Origin of the sequence: Actibacterium sp. EMB200-NS6, assembly GCF_001305615.1 — a bacterium.
In the GTDB taxonomy this organism is placed as follows: Bacteria; Pseudomonadota; Alphaproteobacteria; order Rhodobacterales; family Rhodobacteraceae; genus Actibacterium_A; species Actibacterium_A naphthalenivorans.
In genome coordinates this window covers 1,276,296-1,296,632 of sequence record NZ_CP010869.1, presented here as the reverse complement: position 1 = coordinate 1,296,632, position 20,337 = coordinate 1,276,296, and the positions used below count along the sequence as shown (strand labels likewise).

At 64.0% G+C, this 20,337-nt stretch carries 23 protein-coding genes and 1 pseudogene; all 24 read right to left on the bottom strand.

Annotated elements, in window-relative coordinates:
- Positions 1-8 precede the first annotated feature (8 nt).
- Positions 9-773, bottom strand: coding sequence for a biotin--[acetyl-CoA-carboxylase] ligase (locus TQ29_RS06410; protein WP_255353400.1), 765 nt, complete (start codon positions 771-773; stop codon positions 9-11).
- Positions 763-2,205, bottom strand: a complete 1,443-nt coding sequence (nuoN, locus tag TQ29_RS06405) for an NADH-quinone oxidoreductase subunit NuoN (protein WP_054538479.1) — start codon at positions 2,203-2,205, stop codon at positions 763-765. The genes TQ29_RS06410 and nuoN overlap by 11 nt, the downstream gene beginning before the upstream one ends.
- Positions 2,206-2,216: 11 nt before the next feature.
- Entirely contained in the window at positions 2,217-3,758 is a 1,542-nt protein-coding gene (locus TQ29_RS06400) for an NADH-quinone oxidoreductase subunit M (RefSeq protein WP_037208796.1), read from the bottom strand.
- Entirely contained in the window at positions 3,758-5,881 is a 2,124-nt protein-coding gene (nuoL, locus tag TQ29_RS06395; protein WP_054538478.1) for an NADH-quinone oxidoreductase subunit L, read from the bottom strand. The genes TQ29_RS06400 and nuoL overlap by 1 nt, the downstream gene beginning before the upstream one ends.
- Positions 5,882-5,887: 6 nt before the next feature.
- Positions 5,888-6,193: an NADH-quinone oxidoreductase subunit NuoK gene (nuoK, locus tag TQ29_RS06390; RefSeq protein ID WP_037208793.1), complete on the bottom strand. Its 306-nt coding sequence runs from the start codon at positions 6,191-6,193 to the stop codon at positions 5,888-5,890.
- 120 nt (positions 6,194-6,313) lie between these two features.
- Complete coding sequence (locus tag TQ29_RS06385) at positions 6,314-6,928, bottom strand: NADH-quinone oxidoreductase subunit J (RefSeq protein ID WP_037208791.1); 615 nt, start codon at positions 6,926-6,928, stop codon at positions 6,314-6,316.
- Entirely contained in the window at positions 6,925-7,332 is a 408-nt protein-coding gene (locus TQ29_RS06380; RefSeq protein ID WP_054538477.1) for a carboxymuconolactone decarboxylase family protein, read from the bottom strand. The genes TQ29_RS06385 and TQ29_RS06380 overlap by 4 nt, the downstream gene beginning before the upstream one ends.
- Positions 7,329-7,820 (bottom strand): NADH-quinone oxidoreductase subunit NuoI, encoded by a 492-nt coding sequence (nuoI, locus tag TQ29_RS06375; RefSeq protein WP_037208788.1) that lies wholly within the window; start codon positions 7,818-7,820, stop codon positions 7,329-7,331. Before nuoI ends, TQ29_RS06380 begins: the two co-directional genes overlap by 4 nt.
- Position 7,821: 1 nt before the next feature.
- Positions 7,822-8,862 carry an NADH-quinone oxidoreductase subunit NuoH gene (gene nuoH / locus TQ29_RS06370; RefSeq protein ID WP_037208786.1) on the bottom strand — a complete coding sequence of 347 codons (1,041 nt, stop codon included), beginning with the start codon at positions 8,860-8,862 and terminating at the stop codon, positions 7,822-7,824.
- Positions 8,863-8,873: 11 nt separating this feature from the next.
- On the bottom strand, positions 8,874-9,284 hold the full coding sequence (locus TQ29_RS06365) for a hypothetical protein (protein ID WP_037208784.1): 411 nt from the start codon (positions 9,282-9,284) through the stop codon (positions 8,874-8,876).
- A gap of 7 nt (positions 9,285-9,291) precedes the next feature.
- Positions 9,292-11,301, bottom strand: coding sequence for an NADH-quinone oxidoreductase subunit NuoG (nuoG, locus tag TQ29_RS06360; RefSeq protein WP_054538476.1), 2,010 nt, complete (start codon positions 11,299-11,301; stop codon positions 9,292-9,294).
- Between the two features lie 6 nt (positions 11,302-11,307).
- Positions 11,308-11,753, bottom strand: a pseudogene (locus TQ29_RS06355) (DUF5333 domain-containing protein).
- Between the two features lie 2 nt (positions 11,754-11,755).
- Positions 11,756-11,977 (bottom strand): hypothetical protein, encoded by a 222-nt coding sequence (locus tag TQ29_RS06350; protein WP_054538474.1) that lies wholly within the window; start codon positions 11,975-11,977, stop codon positions 11,756-11,758.
- 5 nt (positions 11,978-11,982) lie between these two features.
- Positions 11,983-13,278 carry an NADH-quinone oxidoreductase subunit NuoF gene (gene nuoF, locus TQ29_RS06345; RefSeq protein WP_054538473.1) on the bottom strand — a complete coding sequence of 432 codons (1,296 nt, stop codon included), beginning with the start codon at positions 13,276-13,278 and terminating at the stop codon, positions 11,983-11,985.
- 9 nt (positions 13,279-13,287) lie between these two features.
- Positions 13,288-13,512, bottom strand: a complete 225-nt coding sequence (locus TQ29_RS06340; RefSeq protein ID WP_037208775.1) for a DUF5337 domain-containing protein — start codon at positions 13,510-13,512, stop codon at positions 13,288-13,290.
- Between the two features lie 31 nt (positions 13,513-13,543).
- On the bottom strand, positions 13,544-14,188 hold the full coding sequence (locus TQ29_RS06335) for a hypothetical protein (RefSeq protein WP_054538472.1): 645 nt from the start codon (positions 14,186-14,188) through the stop codon (positions 13,544-13,546).
- 35 nt (positions 14,189-14,223) lie between these two features.
- Positions 14,224-15,381: an NADH-quinone oxidoreductase subunit E gene (locus TQ29_RS06330; RefSeq protein WP_054538471.1), complete on the bottom strand. Its 1,158-nt coding sequence runs from the start codon at positions 15,379-15,381 to the stop codon at positions 14,224-14,226.
- Complete coding sequence (locus TQ29_RS06325; RefSeq protein ID WP_037208252.1) at positions 15,381-15,674, bottom strand: hypothetical protein; 294 nt, start codon at positions 15,672-15,674, stop codon at positions 15,381-15,383. Before TQ29_RS06325 ends, TQ29_RS06330 begins: the two co-directional genes overlap by 1 nt.
- Before the next feature lie 112 nt (positions 15,675-15,786).
- On the bottom strand, positions 15,787-16,995 hold the full coding sequence (locus TQ29_RS06320) for an NADH-quinone oxidoreductase subunit D (RefSeq protein ID WP_054538470.1): 1,209 nt from the start codon (positions 16,993-16,995) through the stop codon (positions 15,787-15,789).
- Between the two features lie 4 nt (positions 16,996-16,999).
- On the bottom strand, positions 17,000-17,866 hold the full coding sequence (locus tag TQ29_RS06315; protein WP_054538469.1) for a sulfotransferase: 867 nt from the start codon (positions 17,864-17,866) through the stop codon (positions 17,000-17,002).
- A 7-nt stretch (positions 17,867-17,873) separates the two neighbouring features.
- Positions 17,874-18,485, bottom strand: a complete 612-nt coding sequence (locus TQ29_RS06310; protein WP_037208258.1) for an NADH-quinone oxidoreductase subunit C — start codon at positions 18,483-18,485, stop codon at positions 17,874-17,876.
- A gap of 3 nt (positions 18,486-18,488) precedes the next feature.
- A complete protein-coding gene (locus tag TQ29_RS06305; protein ID WP_037208260.1) occupies positions 18,489-19,022 on the bottom strand; it encodes an NADH-quinone oxidoreductase subunit B family protein in 534 nt (177 codons plus the stop codon).
- Positions 19,013-19,378, bottom strand: coding sequence for an NADH-quinone oxidoreductase subunit A (locus TQ29_RS06300; protein ID WP_054538468.1), 366 nt, complete (start codon positions 19,376-19,378; stop codon positions 19,013-19,015). The genes TQ29_RS06305 and TQ29_RS06300 overlap by 10 nt, the downstream gene beginning before the upstream one ends.
- A gap of 225 nt (positions 19,379-19,603) precedes the next feature.
- Positions 19,604-20,209 (bottom strand): lysozyme inhibitor LprI family protein, encoded by a 606-nt coding sequence (locus tag TQ29_RS06295; protein WP_082386553.1) that lies wholly within the window; start codon positions 20,207-20,209, stop codon positions 19,604-19,606.
- Positions 20,210-20,337: the final 128 nt, after the last annotated feature.

The window sequence follows — 20,337 nt, the reverse complement described above, 5'->3', positions numbered from 1 at the left end:
ACCCCTCCCTAGAAATAGATGTCCGCCGCCGCGATGGCCCGGCGGCCCTGCGCCGTCTTTAGGATGAGATTGCCGGCCTCGTCCACCGTCTCGAACGTGCCGGTCACGTCTTCGCGGCCGGTGCGCGCGGTGATCACCTCGCCCAGCCGCGCGGCCTTGCTCAGCCACATGCGCCGGACCGGATCGAAGCCGAACTGGCCAAAGCGGGTTTCCCATTCGGCAAAGGCGCAGGCCAGTTCGAAAAGCACGCCTTGCGCCGGCAGCTTCGCCTGGCTGTAATCGGCCAGCGCCACCGGTGGCACCGCCCCCGGCTCGACCTCGACCGGCGCCGGGGCGGAGATCAGATTGATGCCGATGCCGATGCTCAGCCTGTCAGCCGCCCCGCCGGCGCCCTGCGCCTCGAGCAGTATTCCGGCCACCTTGCCGCCGGCCAGCAGCACGTCATTGGGCCATTTCAGCGCAAGCTGGCGCGCATCCACAACCTTGCGCAGCGTGTCGTAAAGTGCCAGCGAGGCAACGAAGGAGCGCAGCGCCGCCTGATCCGCAGGGCCGTTCGGCTGCATCACCAGGGTGGCGGCGAAATTGCCCTCGGGGTTCGCCCAGGCCCTTCCCCGCCGCCCGCGCGCGGCGGTCTGGCGCCGGGCCAGGATCCAGGTCGGCCCGGCAAGCGACGGCGCGCGGCGCGCCGCCTCGGCCATCGTGCTGTCGACCTCATCAAGGATGATCCGGTCGTACCCGTCAGGCCAGCCCGTCGAGTCGATGTCAGTTGACAAGGGTTTCGGCCGCGCTCAGCGCCAGCCCTTCGACCCCGAACAGGTTCACAACCCCCACCACCATGATCGCCGCCGAAGCCATCAGAAAGGCCCAGAGCACCGGGTTCATGGTGCCGTCGAGCCCCGCTTCCTGCTCCTGGCCGAAATACATGTAATAGACGATCCGCAGATAGTAGAACGCCCCGATCACCGAGGCGATCACGCCCGCGATGGCCAGCCAGGCATAGCCCGCGTCGACCGCTGCCATCAGCACGTAGAACTTGCCGAAAAAGCCGACCAGCGGCGGCACACCCGCCAGGCTGAACAGAAGCACCATCATCGCCAGCGCCCGCAGCGGCTCGCGCTTCGAATACATGTTGAGCGCGCCGATATCTGTCACCGGCTGCCCGTCCTTTTCCATCGCAAGGATAAAGGCGAAGGTGCCGACATTCATGGTGACGTAGATCGCCATGTAGATCAGCATAGCCTGAACACCGCCCGCGGTTCCGGCGGCCAGCCCCATCAGCGCATAGCCCATATGCGCGATCGACGAATAGGCCATCAGCCGCTTGATGTTGCGCTGGCTGATCGCAGCGACAGCCCCGAGGAACATCGACAGCAACGACAGCAGCGCGATCACCTGCCCCCAGTCATGGGTGACATGGCCGAACGCGTCGAACATCACGCGGGCGAACAGGCCCATCGCCGCCATCTTGGGCGCGGTGGAAAAGAAGGCGGTGACGGGCGTGGGCGAGCCTTCGTAGACATCCGGCGTCCACATGTGGAACGGCACCGCCGACACCTTGAACGCCAGACCGCAGATCATGAAGACCAGCCCGAACAGCAGGCCGAGCGAGATCCCGTCTTCCGACGCGGTGGTGATGATGCCCGAGAACAGCGTGGTGCCGCTATAGCCATAGGTCAGCGACGCCCCGTAAAGCAGCATGCCCGAGCTGAGCGCGCCGAGGACGAAATACTTCAGCCCGGCCTCTGTCGATTTCGCGCTGTCGCGCCGCAGCGACGCGACGACATAGAGCGAGAGCGACTGCAGCTCCAGCCCCATATAGAGCGACATCAGATCGCCGGACGAGACCATCATCATCATGCCGACGATCGCCAGCGCCACCAGAACGGGAAACTCGAACCGCAGCAGCCCCAGACGCGCCATGTAATCCTGTGCCATCAACAGCACCGCCGCGCCCGACACCAGGATCACCACCTTGGCGAACCGCGCGAAGCCGTCGTCGATGAAGGCGCCGTTGAACGCGGTATCGGTGCCGCCGCCGGAGAAACCGACCCAGACCGCCAGCGCCAGGAACACCGCCGCGGTGATCCAGACAAGCAGCGGCGCGGTCTTGTCCTTGCCGGTATAGACCCCGAAGAGCAGCGCCCCCATGGCGAAGACCGCCAGCAGGATCTCGGGCAGGATAACGGAGAAATCGGCAGAGGTCATCGCGCTCCCCTTCAGTGCTGTGCAAGCCGGACGGCGATGTCGCTGTCATGCAGCGCCGTCTGGTGGGTTGAAACGAGGGCCTCGACCGAGGGGCCGATGATATCGGTGATCAGGCTGGGATAGACGCCCAGCAGCAGGGTCATGACGATCAGCGGGGCAAAGATCGCCCGCTCGCGCCCGGTCATGTCGGTGATCGTGCGCAGGCTCTCCTTGATCAGGTCGCCGAACACCACCCGGCGATAGAGCCACAGCGCATAGCAGGCCGACAGGATCACACCCGATGTCGCCACCACCGCCACCCAGGTGTTGACCTGGAAGACACCCGTCAGGGTCAGAAACTCGCCCACGAACCCGCTGGTGCCCGGCAGGCCGACATTGGCCATGGTGAACAGCATGAACACCAGCGCATAGGCCGGCATCCGGTTCACGAGGCCGCCGTAAGCGTCGATCTCGCGCGTGTGCATCCGGTCATAGATCACGCCGACGCACAGGAACAGCGCGCCAGACACGAACCCGTGGCTGATCATCTGGAAGATCGCGCCATCCAGCCCCTGCTGGTTGGCTGCGAAAATCCCCATGGTGACAAAGCCCATATGCGCGACCGAGGAATAGGCGATCAGCTTTTTCATGTCCGACTGCACCAGCGCCACGAGGCTGGTATAGACGATGGCGATGGCCGACAGCCACAGCACCAGCGGCGCCAGCAGATCGCTTGCCACCGGGAACATCGGCAGGCTGAACCGCAGAAAGCCGTAGCCCCCCATCTTCAGCAGGATCGCGGCCAGCACGACCGAACCCGCGGTGGGCGCCTGCACGTGCGCGTCGGGCAGCCAGGTATGCACCGGCCACATCGGCATCTTCACCGCGAAGCTGGCGAAGAAGGCCAGCCACAGCAACGTCTGCATCCCGCCGACGATCTGCCAGCCCAGCAGGCTGATCGCACCGGTGCTGAACTGATGGGTCAGCAGCGTCGGAATGTCTGTCGTTCCCGCCTCCATATACATGGCGATCATGGCGACCAGCATCAGGACGGACCCGAGGAAGGTGTAGAGGAAGAACTTGAACGCCGCATAGATGCGATTCTTGCCGCCCCAGATGCCGATGATCAGGAACATCGGGATCAGCCCGCCTTCGAAGAACAGGTAGAACAACACCAGATCAAGCGCGCAGAACACGCCCAGCATCAGGGTTTCCAGCACCAGAAAGGCGATCATGTATTCCTTGACCCGCACCTTCACATCCCAGCAGGCCGCGATGGTCAGCGGCATCAGGAAGGTGGTCAGCATCACGAACAGCACCGAAATGCCATCGACGCCCATCTTGTACTTCAGCCCCATCAGCCAGTCACGTTCCTCGACGAACTGAAAGCCGGTGTCGGCCGGGTCGAACCCGAACAGCAGAAACAGCGACACCAGGAAGGTGAAGGTGGTGGCGATCAGCGCGACCCATTTGGCATTGCGCTGCGCCGCCTCATCTTCTCCGCGCAGGAAAAACGCCAGCACCACCGCCGCGATCAGCGGAATGAAGGTGATCATCGACAGAAGGTTTTCCATCACTCAGCCCCCCCGCTGATCGCCATCCACGTGATCAGGACAACAACCCCGATCACCATGGCAAAGGCATAGTGGAACAGATAGCCCGACTGGGCCCGCCCCGCGAGGCGCGTGAAGAAGGGAATGACCCCCATCGCGACCCCGTTGATCGACCCGTCGATCACGTTGCCGTCGCCGCGCCGCCACAGGAAACCGCCCAGCCATCTGGCCGGCCGCACGAAGAGAAAATCGTAGACCTCGTCGAAATACCATTTGTTCAGCAGGAACAGGTAGAGCGGCCGCTGGCTTTCGGCCAGTTTCTTCGGCAGCGCCGGGTTCACGATATAGAACAGATAGGCGACGGCCAGCCCGATCAGCATCGCGATGAAGGGCGAGACCTTGACCCATGCGGGCGCGTGGTGCGCGTCGTCGATCACGTGATTGTCCGGGCCCATGAAGATAGCGCCAACGGGCGCGGTGCCGGCGGAATGCGCCGCCGCCGTCTCTGCAGGTCCTGTGTCGGCCATGGTGGCGGCGTTATCCGTGGCGACCTCGCCATGCGCGGCGTCGCCCGCCGTCTCCTCCGTGCCATGCCCGGCCTCTGCCGCAACCTCATGCGCGGGGATGCCGAAGAAGCGGTTCAGCTTGTCATGATCGCCGAAGAACGGGCCGTAAAACACCATGCCGGAGAAGATGGCGCCGATGGCCAGAACCCCGAGCGGGATCAGCATGACCCGCGGGCTTTCATGCGCGTGATCATGGGTGTGCTTGTCGCCCCGCGCGGTGCCGAAGAAGGTCATGAACATCAGCCGCCAGCTGTAGAAGCTGGTGAAACAGGCCGCGATGACCAGCATCCAGAAGGCATAGCCGGTGCCGCCCGCATAGGCGCTTTCGATGATCGCGTCTTTCGACAGGAAACCGGCAAAGCCGATGCTGGTCAGCGGGATGCCGACACCGGTGATGGCCAGCGTGCCGATCATCATCGCCCAGTAAGTCAGCGGGATCTTTTTGCGCAGGCCGCCATAATTCCGCATGTCCTGTTCGTGATGCATCGCGTGGATCACCGATCCCGCGCCAAGGAACAGCATCGCCTTGAAGAACGCGTGGGTCAGCAGGTGGAACATCGCCGCCGAATAGACGCCGACCCCCGCCGCCACGAACATGTAGCCGAGCTGCGAGCAGGTCGAATATGCAATCACCCGCTTGATGTCATTCTGTACCAGCCCGACGGTGGCCGCGAAGAACGCGGTGCTGGCGCCCAGGAACACGATGAACCCGGTGGCGCCCGGCGCGTATTCATAGAGCGGCGACATGCGGCAGACCAGGAACACCCCGGCGGTGACCATCGTCGCGGCGTGAATCAGCGCCGACACCGGTGTCGGGCCTTCCATCGCGTCGGGCAGCCAGGTGTGCAGGAACAGCTGCGCCGATTTGCCCATCGCGCCGATGAACAGCAGAACCCCGATCAGGTTGGCCGCGTTCCAGTCGCGCCACAGAAAGCTCAGCTGCGTTTCGGCCAGCATCGGGCCGGCGGCGAAGACATCATCGAACAGCAGGCTGTCGGTCACGAAGAACAGCGCGAACATGCCCAGCAGGAAACCGAAATCGCCGACCCGGTTGACGATGAACGCCTTCATCGCCGCGTTGTTGGCCGAAGGTTTCTTCCAGTAGAAGCCGATCAGCAGGTAAGAGGCAACGCCGACCCCTTCCCAGCCGAAGAACATCTGCAGCAGGTTGTCGGCGGTGACCAGCGCCAGCATGGCGAAGGTGAAGAACGACAGATAGGCGAAAAAGCGGGCCTTGTAGGGTTCGTCCTCGCCCCATTGCGGGTCATGCGCCATGTAGCCGAAGCTGTAGAGATGCACGAGCGACGATACCGTGGTGACCACGATCAGCATGATCGCCGTCAGCCGGTCCAGCCGGATCGCCCATTCGGTTGCCAGCGAACCGCTTTCCACCCAGCGCATGATCGGGATCTGCACCATCTCGCCGTCGAACGACAGGAAAACGATCCAGCTGAGCAGGCAGGCCAGGAACAGCAGGCCGGTGGTGATCCATTGCGCCGCGGCCTCGCCGATCAGGCGCCAGCCGAAGCCCGCGATGATCGCGCCGATCAGCGGCGCGAAGAGGATGATGCTTGTCATGGTCGCTTACCCCTTCATCACGTTGACGTCTTCGACCGCGATCGTGCCGCGGGTCCGGAAGAAGCAGACCAGAATGGCCAGGCCGATGGCGGCCTCGGCGGCGGCCACCGTCAGCACGAACAGCGTGAAGACCTGCCCGGCCAGATCCCCCAGATAGGAAGAGAAGGCGACGAAGTTGATGTTGACCGCCAGCAACATCAGTTCGATCGACATCAGGATGACGATGACGTTCTTCCGATTGAGGAAGATGCCGAAAATCCCGATGACAAAAAGCGCTGCGGCAACCGCCAGGTAGTGTTCCAGTCCAATCATGTCGTCCCTCCGGGCGTTTCGCCCGATTTCCGTCTTTCCCTGGCCCCCGCCCCCGCTTTCGCGAAGGTGGCGAAGGCCACAGCCTAAACCGCCGCGCCCGTCATCCCGCCCAGGCGGGGATCAAAGCCCCTGCCCCGGCTTCACGTCCTTCAGCTCCATCGCCTTGGCCGGGTCGCGATAGATCTGCGCCAGAATGTCCTGGCGCTTGATATCCGTGCGGTGGCGCAGCGTCAGCACGATGGCCCCGATCATCGCCACCAGCAGGATCAGACCCGCCGCCTGGAACATATAGATATAGTCGTCATAGATAAGCTGCCCCAGCGCGGCGGTGTTGTGCACCTGATCCGCGTCCGGCGTTACCGCGCCGCGCAGCGCCTGCGCCTGATCGGCGAAATCCCAGACGCCGAACACCATGCCCAGCTCCATCAGCAGCACGACGCCGATCAGCCCGGCCAGCGGCACATAGCGCGCCATTTCCGCCTTCAGCTCGGCGAAATCGACATCCAGCATCATCACCACGAACAGGAACAGCACCGCCACCGCGCCGACATAGACGATGATCATCAGCATCGCCACGAACTCGGCGCCCAGCAGCACGAACAGCCCGGCCGAGGACAGGAACGCCAGGATCAGCCACAGGACCGAATGCACCGGGTTTTTCGAAACCACCACGAACATCCCCGCCGCGACCACCACGATGGCAAAGCAGTAGAAGGCGAAATCGGCCACGCTCATGCGCTGTCCTCCTCGAGATCCTTGAACACCTCCTGCGCCAGGCGCAGGGCGTGGGTCATGGCGGGAATACCGCCCAGCATCGCCATCTGATAGATCACCTCGGCGATCTCCTGCTGGCTAGCGCCGGCCTCCAGCGCGTGGCGCACGGTCAGCTTGAACTGCGGTTCGGCCTGGGCACCCAGCACGGTCAGCCCGGCCAGCACCACCAAAAGACGGGTCTTGGCATCCAGCCCGTCCTTGTTGAAGGCGTTGCCCCACATCATGTCCATGAAGTTGCGCGGCATGGTCGGCATCAGCTTGTCGAACCCGTGCACCTGAAAGCTTTCCAGCGCCGGATTGAAAGCCTTGGCCATCGCGTGGCTCTGCTCCAGCATCCGCTCAAACATCTTTGTGAAATCGCTCATCGGTACGGTGCATCCAGTTCGAGGTTGCGCGCGATCTCGGCCTCCCACTGCTCTCCGTTTTCGAGCAGTTTCGCCTTGTCATAGAACAGCTCTTCGCGCGTCTCGGTAGAGAACTCGAAATTCGGGCCCTCGACGATGGCATCCACCGGACAGGCTTCCTGACAGAAGCCGCAATAGATGCATTTGGTCATGTCGATGTCATAGCGTGTGGTGCGGCGGCTGCCGTCCTCGCGCGGTTCGGCGTCGATGGTGATGGCCTGTGCGGGGCAGATCGCCTCGCACAGCTTGCAGGCGATGCAGCGCTCTTCGCCATTCGGATAGCGGCGCAGCGCATGCTCGCCGCGGAACCGGGGCGAGAGCGGGCCCTTTTCATGCGGGTAGTTGATCGTGGCCTTGGGGGCGAAGAAATACTTGAAGCCCAGCCGGAAGCCGTTGATGAAATCGGCCAGCAAAAAGTAGCGGGTCGCGCGGGTATAGTCGATTGCCATGTCAGCCTCCGATAGCCCAGCGGGCGTATGCGCCGCCGAAAAGTTCGAAATGCGCGGCGAATGCCACCAGCACGACCCAGATCAGCGACATCGGCAGGAACACCTTCCAGCCCAGCCGCATCAGCTGGTCATAGCGATAGCGCGGTACGATCGCCTTCACCATGGCGAACATGAAGAAAACGAGCGTCATCTTCCCGACCATCCACAGAAAACCGTCGGGCAGGCCCGGCACCGGCGACAGCCAGCCGCCGAAGAACAGCAGCGTGGTCAGCGCGCACATCAGAACCACCGCCGTCAGTTCGCCGATCATGAACAGCAGGAAGGGCGTCGCGGAATATTCCACCTGATAACCTGCCACCAGCTCCGACTCGGCCTCGGGCAGATCGAAGGGCGGGCGGTTGGTTTCGGCCAGGGCCGAGACGAAGAACAGCACCACCATCGGCAGATGCGGCAGCCAGTACCAGCTGAACAGCCCATAGCGGCCCTCCTGCGCCTGCACGATATCGCTCAGGTTCAGCGAGCCGGTGGACAGGATCACGCCTATGATGATCAGGCCGATCGACACCTCATAGGAAATCATCTGCGCGGCGGAGCGGAGCGAACCCAGAAACGCGTATTTGGAGTTCGACGCCCAGCCGCCCATGATCACGCCATATACCTCGAGCGACGAGATCGCGAGGATATAGAGGATGGCCACGTTCAGGTCGGAAATCACCCAGCCGTCATTGAACGGCACCACCGCCCAGGCGATCATCGCCAGAACGAAGCTGATCATCGGCGCCAGCAGGAACACGACCTTGTCGGATCCTGCGGGAATGACCACTTCCTTGACGATGTACTTGATGAAATCGGCGAAGGACTGCAACAGGCCGAACGCCCCCACGACGTTGGGGCCCTTGCGCATCTGCACCGCGGCCCAGACCTTGCGGTCGGCATACATCAGGAAGGCCAGCGCAACCAGCAGCGGAACAACAAGCAACAGGCATTGCCCCAATACAAGCAATGCGATCCCCAGGTTGGTTGTCGTGAAGAATTCGACCATTATTCAGCCTTTCACACCGTCGGTATTCCTTCATCGGCGCAGTTCGCCACCGCTACTTCGGCGTCGATGGTCTGCACGCCGCGAGGCAGCGCAGGCGAGATTGTGTAAACAGCATCCGCCTGCCAAACGCCACCCTCTTCTGCCACATTCGTGCGCACATGACGCGCAAAACCGTAGCCCCGGATCAGCGTGTATTGCGCCGCCGCGCATTTCGCATAGCGCGTCACGTCTTCCTGCCCGCGCGCGCCTTCCATACGGACCACGACATTCACCAGATCGCCGTCCAGAAGCCGCGTTTCCACCCCGTGATAAGCCGGCGCGAACGGCGCCTGGGCGGCCCCGTCTTCGGCCGCCGGCGCACAGGCCGCCGCCCCGCCCGCAAGGGCAAGGCTGAGCGGCAGGGAAAGATGGCGGTATGCCATGCGCGCCCTACTCCGCCGCCACCGGCGCGTCGCGGCGCGCCCGTTCATTCGCGCTCAACTCGGCCATCAGGGCCGAGGCGCGCGCGATCGGGTTGGTCAGATAGAAATCCGTGATCGCCGCGCGGAACCAGCCCTTGTCGAGCCGGACGGCGGGCAGCGGCGCCCAGTCATTCGCCGGCACCTGATCGATCATCGCCAGATGCGGCACCTCGGCCACCAGCGCCTGCCGCAGCTGCGCAAGGCTGTCATAGGGCAGCGCCTGCCCCAGTTCGCCCGACAGCGCCCGCAGGATCGCCCAGTTTTCCTTGGCCTCGCCCGGCGGAAAACCGGCGCGCAGCGCCAGCTGGGGCCGGCCTTCGGTGTTCACGAACAGGCCCTGCTCTTCGGTATAGGCCGCGCCCGGCAGGATGATGTCGGCGCGATGCGCGCCCCGGTCACCATGGCTGCCCTGATAGATCACCATGGGCCCCTCGGCGATCTCGATCTCGTCAGCGCCGAGGTTATAGACCACCTCCGCCCCGTCCAGCGCAGCGTCGATGCCGCCTTCGGTCACACAGCCCGCATCCATCGCGCCTACGCGCCCGGCGGCGGTGTGCAGCACCAGGAACCCGGCGCCCAGCTTGCCGGCCAGCGTCATCGCCTGGCCCAGAACGGCCTCGCCATCGCCTTCCTGAATCGCGCCCTGCCCCAGGATGACAAGCGCGCCCGGCTGCTTTTCGGCGCTGCCGACCAGCCGGTTCAGCACGCCCCGGCCCGGCCCGTGGTTTACCACGTCATAGGTCAGGTCTTCCGCCTGCCCGATCAGATGCACCTCGGCCCCGGCCAGCCAGGCCTTGCGGATGCGCGCGTTCAGCACCGGCGCCTCTTGCCGCGGATCGGAGCCGATCAGGTAGATCTGCCGTGCCGTGTCGATCTCCTCGATCGCGGCGGTCCCGACATAGGCAGAGCGGTTTCCGGCGGGCAGCTTCGCGCCGTCGGTGCGGCATTCGACCGTGCCGCCCAGCCCCTCGACAAGCTGCTTGAGCGCGAAGGCGGCCTCGACCGGGGCCAGATCGCCGATAAGCCCGGTAAGCTTGCCCCCCTTCATCGCCGCAGCGGCCTGCGAAAGCGCCTCGCCCCAGCTTGCGGGGCGCAGCTTGCCGTTTTCACGGATATACGGGCGATCCAGCCGCTGGCGGCGCAGCCCGTCCCAGACGAACCGCGTCTTGTCGGAAATCCATTCCTCGTTCACGCCGTCGTGGTTGCGCGGCAAGAACCGCATCACTTCGCGGCCCCTGGTATCCACCCGGATGTTCGAGCCGAGCGCATCCATCACGTCGATGCTTTCCGTCTTGGTCAGCTCCCACGGACGGGCGGTAAAGGCGTAAGGCTTTGAAACCAGGGCACCGACCGGGCACAGGTCGATGATGTTGCCCTGCAGGTTGCTGTCGAGCGTCTCGCCCAGATAGCTGGTGATCTCGGCATCCTCGCCGCGTCCTGTCTGGCCCATCTGGGCAATCCCGGCCACCTCGGTGGTGAAGCGAACGCAGCGCGTGCAGGAAATGCAGCGCGTCATGTGGGTTTCGACCAGCGGGCCGAGATCGAGATCCTCGGTCGCGCGCTTGGGCTCGCGGTAGCGGCTGAAATCAACGCCATACGCCATCGCCTGATCCTGCAGGTCGCATTCGCCGCCCTGATCGCAGATCGGGCAATCGAGCGGGTGGTTGATCAGCAGGAATTCCATCACCCCTTCGCGGGCCTTCTTGACCATGGGCGAATTGGTCTTGATCACCGGCGGCGCGCCTTCGGGGCCGGGGCGCAGATCCTTGACCTGCATCGCGCAGCTCGCGGCGGGCTTGGGCGGGCCGCCCACGACCTCGACGAGGCACATCCGGCAGTTGCCCGCGATCGAAAGCCGTTCGTGATAGCAAAAGCGCGGCACTTCGATGCCCGCCTGCTCGCAGGCCTGAATCAGGGTCATGGCGGGATCGACCTCGATCTCGGTGCCATCAATGATAATCTTGCGCAGGTCCGCCATGATCTCTCACTTCGCTTTCAAAAGAACGCCGATCTGGCTGTTCCGTTCGATTTCGTAATACCCTGCCTGGCAATAGGAGTCGGGCACATCAAGGTCCACCCCCTGGCCACCAGATAGCGGCGCGCGGCACTCATGACGCGCGCCTTTTCGGCCTTGTCCTCGACAAAGGCTTCGATCTCGTCATCCGAAAAACCGGCCGCCTTGGCCTTGGCCTCCAGGCCGCGGGCAAAGAAATACGCGCTGACCATCCGGGCCGAGATCGTGCTGCAGTTGGTGCGGATCAGATCGCCGACGGCGATGACCGTCAGGCCGTTGTTGATTTCCTTGTGGTCGCGCAGGCTGTTGGCCCCGGCCGCGCCTGTCGCCGCCGTCAGGCACAGCGCCAGCGCCGCCGCCAGACCACCGCCCGCCAGCCGCCGCCCCGCGCCTTGTCCATGCTGGCTCTGTTTCATCATCAGACGTCTGGTCCTTTCGCCGTATCCACCGGCCATGCCTTGAACGCCAGCACGTACACAATGATCAGGTTGACGACCGGGATCAGCATCAGAAGCGAGATCCAGCCGCTGTGGCCGGTGCGCTTCCACAACTGGAAGAACGGGATGATCAGGATCAGCGCCGGGATGGTCATCATCACCAGCGCCGGGAAACCTGTTACTTCGTAATAGTGTGATCTCATGAGTTCTACTCCGCTGCCACGGCGCTGACGCGCCCGGTGCGCTTGTACTTAATCCGGTCTTCGATCTCGTCACGGAAATGCCGGATCAGGCCCTGAATGGGCCAGGCCGCCGCATCGCCGAGCGCGCAGATCGTGTGGCCCTCGACCTGCTTTGTCACGTCCAGCAGCATGTCGATCTCCTCGACCTCGGCCTCGCCCGTGACCAGCCGTTCCATCACCCGCATCATCCAGCCGGTGCCTTCGCGGCAGGGCGTGCATTGCCCGCAGGATTCATGCTTGAAGAATTTCGACAGGCGCCAGACCGCCTTAATCACATCGGTGCTCTGATCCATCACGATCATGCAGCCGGTGCCGAGCGAGGACTTGTTCTCGCGCATCCAGTCGAAATCCATGATCGCGTCTTCGCACATGTCCTTGGGCAGAATCGGGCAGGACGCGCCGCCGGGGATGATCGCCTTGAGGTTATCCCAGCCGCCGCGGATGCCGCCGCCGTGCTTTTCGATCATCTCGCGCATCGACATCGACATGGCTTCCTCGACCACGCAGGGCGTGTTCACATGGCCCGTCATCGCAAAGAGCTTGGTGCCCACGTTGTTGGGCCGCCCGAAGCTGGAAAACCACGCGCCGCCCCGGCGCAGGATTGTCGGCACGACGGCGATGGATTCGACGTTGTTCACCGTGGTCGGGCAGCCATACAGGCCCGCCCCCGCCGGGAAGGGCGGCTTCATGCGCGGCATGCCCTTGCGGCCCTCGAGGCTTTCCAGAAGCGCGGTTTCCTCGCCGCAGATATAGGCGCCGGCGCCATGCGCCAGATACAGGTCGAAATCCCAGCCGGAACCGGCGGCATTCCTGCCCAGGAGCCCGGCATCATAGGCCTCGTCGATCGCGGCCTGCAGCGCCTCGCGCTCGCGGATATATTCGCCGCGGATGTAGATATAGCTGGCATGGGCGCCCATCGCGAAGCTGGCGATCAGCGCGCCCTCGATCAGCGTGTGCGGATCGTGGCGCATGATCTCGCGGTCCTTGCAGGTCGCGGGTTCGGATTCGTCGGCGTTGATCACCAGGTAATGCTGGCGGCCGTCGCTTTCCTTCGGCATGAAAGACCATTTCAGACCGGTGGGAAACCCCGCCCCGCCCCGGCCGCGCAGGCCCGATGCCTTCATCTCGTCGATGATCCAGTCGCGGCCCTTCTCGATGATGCCCGATGTGCCATCCCAGTGACCGCGACGGCGGGCGCCGGCAAGCGTGCGCTCGTCCATGCCATAGAGATTGGTGAAGATACGGTCTTCGTCCTTCAGCATTGCTTACCCTCAATTATCCCGGCGCTTGCGCCAGATCTGATATGTCACCACCAGCGCCCAGAACAGCGCCGCCAGCGCGGCAAAGTCGAACAGAAACGCATAGCGGGCCGGAAGCCCCAGCGCGGCGCCAAGCCATTGGGCGCCCATCCACAGAAGCATGGCACCCGCAATCACCAGCGCCGCGATGCGGCCCTGGCGTGCTGTGTCTTTGTCCGTGTCCTGCCCCCGTGGCATGCTCACCTCAGTATACGCCGCCCTTGCCGACCTACTTTGAAAACGCCGTCTCGCCGCCTTCGGCCAGACGCTTTGCCTGCGCCACCCAATCGTCGCGGGTGACGCGGCCCTTGAACCCTTTCAGGTTCTGGTCGACCCATGCGACCTCGTCCTTGCTCCACCCGGCGACCTGATCGAAGTGATAAAAGCCAAGCTCGTGCAGAAGCTGCTCCAGCTTCGGGCCGACGCCCTTGATCATCTTCAGGTCATCCGCGCCGCCGCCGCGCGGCGCCGTCAGAGCCGCGGGCCGGATGCCCTCTCCGGCGGCGCCGGGCGTTTCAGCCGCAGGTTCCATGGCGGCAACCGGCACGGGCGCCGGCTCCGCGGTCGCTATGGGGGCCGGTTCCACTGCGCGCGCCTTCGGCTGCGGCGCCGGTTCCGGCACTGCCGTGCCCGACACAAGCGCGACCGGATCCACCGGCTCGGTCGCCGGGGCGGTGCGCACCCGTTCGGCGGGGCGGCAGATCAGCCAGGTCAGGAACATTCCCACAAGGATCGCGGCCACAAGCCCGACGAACATCGCGGCCAGCCACGACAGGTCGCCAAGCAGGAGAAAGACCATGACCACGAAGCCGACAACCGCCGCAGCGATCCACAGCTTCAGCGCACAGCCCATGTCCTTCGATGTTTCCGCCATAGTTCCTCTCCCCGTGAATTCAGTTCCGGGCGTTCCTATTCGTTGTCACCCTTCTTGACGCGATCCGGGAATTCCGCGTTGCCGCCGGATGCCAGAACCTTGGCCTGTTCCACCCAGTCATCACGGCTGACGCGGCCCTTGAACCCCTGGAGGTTCTGATCCACCCAAGCAACCTCATCCGCCGTCCAGGCGGCGACCTGCTCGAAGTGATAAAAACCAAGCTCGTGCAAAAGCTGCTCCAGCTTCGGGCCAACGCCCTTGATCAACTTCAGATCATCCGCCCCGCCCTCTCTGGGCGCCTCCAGCGCGGCGGCCTGGTGCCCGCACCCGCTGCAGCCGCGGCTGGCGCCACCGCGGGCGCGACCGCCTGCGGCTCGGCCTTGCTCTCGACCGGGGCTTCCCGTCGGTCGATCCCGGTTTCGTCGATCGGCGCATCGCCCGACAGCACAGGCGCATCGGTATCGGTTTCTTCGGTGACGCCGCTCTGCTTGCCCCCAAGGCGTCAGCAGCGGCACTTCCGTCCCGTCGATCCGCTTGACGGTATCGCCAAGATCCACCGCCCGCTGAACCGAGGCGTTATATTGCGTGTGGCCGCTGTCGAATTCCTTCAGGCTGGTCAGCCCGGCCAGAGGCTCGGAGGCATAGCGGCCGTTCTGCGGGCCGGGCAGCGGAACCTCGCCCTTCGCCAGGCTGTCGATGATCGCGGCCAGTTTCTCGGCGGTCAGGTCTTCGTAATAATCCTTGCCGATCTGGGCCATGGGCGCATTCGCGCAAGAGCCCAGGCATTCCACCTCTTCCCAGCTGAACTTGCCATCGGCCGAAAGCTGGTGCGGCTTGTCGGCGATCTTCTCGCGGCAAACGCCGATCAGATCTTCGGCGCCGCAGATCATGCAGGAGGTGGTGCCGCAGATCTGGATATTCGCAACCGCGCCCACCGGCTGCAGCTGGAACATGAAATAGAAGGTCGCCACCTCCAGCGCGCGGATATGCGCCATGCCCAGCATGTCGGCCACATATTCGATCGCCGGGCGGGAAAGCCAGCCTTCCTGCTCCTGCGCGCGCCACAACAGCGGGATGATTGCGCTGGCCTGACGGCCTTCGGGGTATTTCGTGACCTGCGCCCTCGCCCAGGCCAGGTTGTCTGGCGTGAAGGCGAAGGACTCAGGCTGGGCGTGATTGAGGCGGCGGAGCATTAGCTGGCACACTCTCCCGATATATAGGTGATGCCACCCTCGTCAGAGGCATCAACGATTTCGTCATAGACGCGAAGCTGTTCAACCACGGCCTGCAGGGTTTCGGGATCGAAGCCGGTGGCATCCTCAACCGCGCTGGCGGTGGTTTCGTCATTGATCGTGCAGCCGACGGCGACGATGGCCGCGCGGAAGGCGTTCAACTGGTCTTCCGTCAGTTCCGTATCGCCATCGGCGAAAACCGGTACCGGGCACAATGCGGCGCAGAATGCCGCGATCTTCAGGGTGGTATTCATGGATAGAACTCCGTTTTTCCGGGCAAACCCGGCACTTGGGTATGACCCTGGCGAAATGCGCCACGGCCGGTTGGGTCCCCACCCAGAAAGCTTTGGCGAAGCAGCGGCCACATCACCGGTCAACCTCGCCGAACACGATATCCATGGTTCCGATGATCGCCGCGACATCGGCGAGCTGGTGCCCTTTCGCGACATAGTCCATCGCCTGCAGATGCAGAAAACCCGGCGCGCGCAGCTTGGCGCGGTAGGGCTTGTTGCTGCCATCGGCCACCAGATAGACGCCGAATTCGCCCTTCGGCGCCTCGACCGCGGCGTAAACCTCGCCTGCGGGCACGTGGAAACCTTCGGTGTAAAGCTTGAAATGGTGGATCAGCGCTTCCATCGAGGTCTTCATCTCGCCCCGCGGCGGCGGCGTCACCTTGCCACGCGCCAGCACGTCGCCCGGCTCGTTGCGCAGCTTTTCGCAGGCCTGCCGGATGATCTTCGTCGCTTCGCGCATCTCGGCCATGCGGACAAGATAGCGGTCATAGCAATCGCCGTTCTTGCCGACGGGAATCTTGAAATCGAACTCGTCATAGCATTCATAGGGCTGCGCCCGGCGCAGATCCCAGGCCAGGCCCGATCCGCGCGCCATCACGCCGGAAAAGCCCCAGTTCTGAATGTCTTCCTCGGTGACGATACCGATATCGGCATTGCGCTGCTTGAAGATGCGGTTCTCGGTCAGCAGACTGTCGATGTCATCCAGTACCGCCGGAAAGGCCTCGGCCCATTCGTCGATATCCTCGATCAGCTTGGGCGGCAGATCCTGATGCACCCCCCCGGGGCGGAAATAGGCGGCGTGCAGCCGCGCACCGCAGGCGCGCTCATAGAAGATCATCAGCTTCTCGCGCTCTTCGAACCCCCAGAGCGGCGGGGTCAGCGCGCCCACGTCCATCGCCTGGGTGGTGACGTTCAGCAGGTGGTTCAGCACGCGCCCGATCTCGGAAAACAGCACCCGGATCAGGCTGGCGCGGCGCGGCACCAGCGTGCCGGTCAGCCGTTCGATCGCCATGCACCAGGCATGTTCCTGGTTCATCGGCGCGACGTAATCCAGCCGGTCCAGATAGGGCAGGTTCTGCAGATAGGTGCGGCTTTCCATCAGCTTTTCGGTGCCGCGATGCAGCAGGCCGATATGCGGATCGGCGCGTTCCACGATCTCGCCGTCCAGCTCCAGCACCATGCGCAGCACGCCATGCGCCGCCGGGTGCTGCGGGCCGAAGTTGATGTTGAAATTGCGGATCTTCTGCTCGCCGCTCAGTACGTCGTCGAAATTTCCGTCCATGGTGTTACACCCCCACCCTGTTCGTTTCCCAGGCGCCGGGAAGCCGGCCGAGGCTGGCCTCGACAAATTCATATTGCGGCCGCAGGAAACCCGCGGCGCGGTTGCGCTGTGCGTCGGTCATCTTCAGTGGCACGCCCTCATGCGCCCTGGCCCCGAAATCGGCCGGAACCGGTGCGATGCCCAGAAATGCGCACAGCCGGGCGATGGTCGCGCCGGTGAACAACTCTTCATAGAAGGCCAGAAACAGGCGCGACGGGTCCAGCGCCGAAGTCATCCGGCGCAGGGCACCGCGATAATCGCCGCGTTGAAGAATATGGTCCTCGCCACCCGAAAGGGCACGCTCGAGGATCGCCCCGGCGCGCTGCGCAAGCTCCTGCCCCTTCGCCGCGCGGCGGCCCGCAATCATGCGCACATGGCTCCACAGCCGCGCGACAGGGTCCCGCAGGAGGTATATGAACCGCACGTCAGCCGACATTCCGGCCATCCTTGCAAGACGCCCCTCCGACAGCAGAGCATAGGCCGGCGTTATGTCAGCAATAAGGCGTTCCCCGCCCCGGCCACGGTTCAGAAACGACAGGTATTGCCCCTGATCGGCGGATGCCAGCACGCCCTCATATTCCTCTATCTCGGCGATGCGCCGCGCGCGGTTCGCATCATCGGCGGCATCGGCCTGCCGCCGCGCCAGCTTGCGCCGGCGCTCGGCAAGCATGCGCAGCTGCTCTGCCGCGCGGCCGTCGTCGATCGCATCGAAGAAATGCAGTTCCTTGATCGTGCGCAGGTGGCAATCGGGATGCGCGCAGAGATAGCGGTAAAGCCAGCTCGTGCCCGCCTTGGCAGCGCCTATCCCGAACAGAAGCGTTGCGTCCGCCATCGCCGCCCTACCCCTTTGCCCCATCGGTTTTCTCGTCGCCGGGAAGGATGTATTCGGCCCCTTCCCAGGGACTCATGAAATCGAACTGCCGGTATTCCTGCACCAGGCTGACGGGTTCGTAGACCACGCGTTTCTGCGCCTCGTCATAGCGCACTTCGGTATAGCCGGTGGTCGGGAAATCCTTGCGCAGCGGATGGCCGCGAAAGCCGTAGTCGGTCAGCAGGCGGCGCAGGTCGGGATGGCCCGAAAACAGGATGCCGAACATGTCGAACACCTCGCGCTCGAACCAGCCGGCCGAAGGGTGTATCTCGGTGATCGAGGGAACCATCTCGTCTTCGCGCACGGCGCATTTCAGGCGGATGCGGTGGTTCTGGTACATCGACAGGAAGTGATAGACGACATCGAACCGCGCCTCACGCTCCGGGTGGTCGATGGCGGTGATGTCCACCAGCGTCGAGAACCGGCAGGTGGCGTCGCTTTTCAGAAACTCCGCCAGACCGACCAGAGACGACGGAACGACCTCCAGCGTCAGCTCGTCCAGCGCGATCGAATAGGAGATCACGCAATCGGGGCGCTTCAGGCTGATATGCGTGCCAAGCTCGTTGAGGGCCTCGCTCATGACTTACCTCGCGATCGTGCCGGTGCGGCGGATTTTGCGTGACAGCTGCAGGATGCCGTAGAGCAGCGCCTCTGCCGTGGGCGGGCAGCCGGGCACATAGATATCCACCGGCACGATCCGGTCGCAGCCGCGCACGACGGAATAGGAATAATGGTAGTAGCCGCCGCCATTGGCGCAAGACCCCATCGAGATCACATAACGCGGCTCGGGCATCTGGTCATAAACCTTGCGCAGCGCCGGCGCCATCTTGTTGGTCAGCGTGCCGGCCACGATCATCAGATCCGACTGGCGCGGGCTGGCGCGCGGCGCGGTGCCGTAGCGTTCCAGGTCATAGCGCGGCATCGAGCTGTGCATCATCTCGACGGCGCAGCAGGCCAGACCGAAGGTCATCCAGTGCAGGCTGCCGGTGCGCGCCCAGTTGATGACATCCTCTGTCGAGGTCAGCAGGAAACCCTTGTCCTGCAACTCCTTGTTCAGCGCCTGCGTGGCATGTTCGCGGTCAGGCCCGGCGGTGTTGGCGGCGGTGCTCACTCCCATTCCAGGGCTCCTTTTTTCCACTCATAGGCAAAGCCGATGGTCAGCACGGCCAGAAACACCATCATCGACCAGAAGCCCACATCCCCAAGATCGCCGAAAGCGACGGCCCAGGGGAAAAGGAACGCGATTTCAAGATCGAAGATGATGAACAGGATCGAGACGAGATAGAACCGCACGTCGAACTTCATGCGCGCGTCGTCGAAGGCGTTGAAGCCGCATTCATAGGCCGACACTTTTTCCGGGTCCGGGTTGCGCACGGCCAGAACCACCGCCGAAAGGATCAGGATCGCGCCAAGGGCGGTTGCCAATCCGAGGAAAATGATGATGGGCAGATACTCTCTCAGCAGCTCGTCCACGGCGCATCTCCTTCTCGCGCCCCACGGGACGCGCGACTGTTATCTGATCGAGGTTTACCCCTCGCATGATACCGGGTCAACCAAGCGCGGCGGCGCAAAGCCCCTTGGTTTCGGGACATTTTGAAAAATGTGAACCGCGCGGTACACTCCCTGGCGCCGCAAAGCCGCCCGGCCGAGTCGCATTGCGCCGAAAAGCGCCCGCGTTTGCGGGATGCGGGCGGGCCGCTACATCTCTTCCCGCAGGGACCAGAGCGCGATGGCCTGCGCGGCGGTCATCGCCCTGTGGCAGTCGGCGCCCGCGATCATGCGCATGGAGCCCGACCCCCAGAGCGCATACTGCAACGCGCAGTTCGCGTCGCGATAGGCCCGCCACGCCTCCTGCATCGCAGGAAGCGCGTCCGCACTGTGCGCGAACTCCGGGAAGTACTCTGCCTCGGCCTGATCTACGGTGCCCAGCCACGCCAGCGTCCCGGCATATTCATGCGCCATGCGCGCGTCCCAGAACGCGGCCTCCGCCAGTTGGCAGGTCATGATCCCGAAGGTGGTCTGCCCACCCTCCTCCTGCGCGGAGCAGGCAGAGGCCAGCCGACCGGCACATGCCTCTTTGGCCGGCGCCGTCTGCGCGGCCTCGTAGCAGGAAAGAACCGGCCCGCCGTAACGGTCGATCAGCGCCTGCGTCGTGGCGTCATCCTGCTGCGCCGCGCACAGGACGGGCCAGGCAGACGCCGCCACCGCAAGGACGGACCGGCAATGCCCCCGACCTCTCCCGCCGCCCCACGACCACGCGGATTGCGAACAGGGTGACGCATGCGAAGCGGGAAAGCGGGGCATCGGATCTCCGGGCGCAAAGGGCTGGACGTGCGGAAGCAAAGCGTAACCGATCCTCCCGCATGTGGCCACGCGGGATGTGGCACCCGCCCCGGCGTATAAATCGGGTTGAACCAAATGGCGGGCCTGCG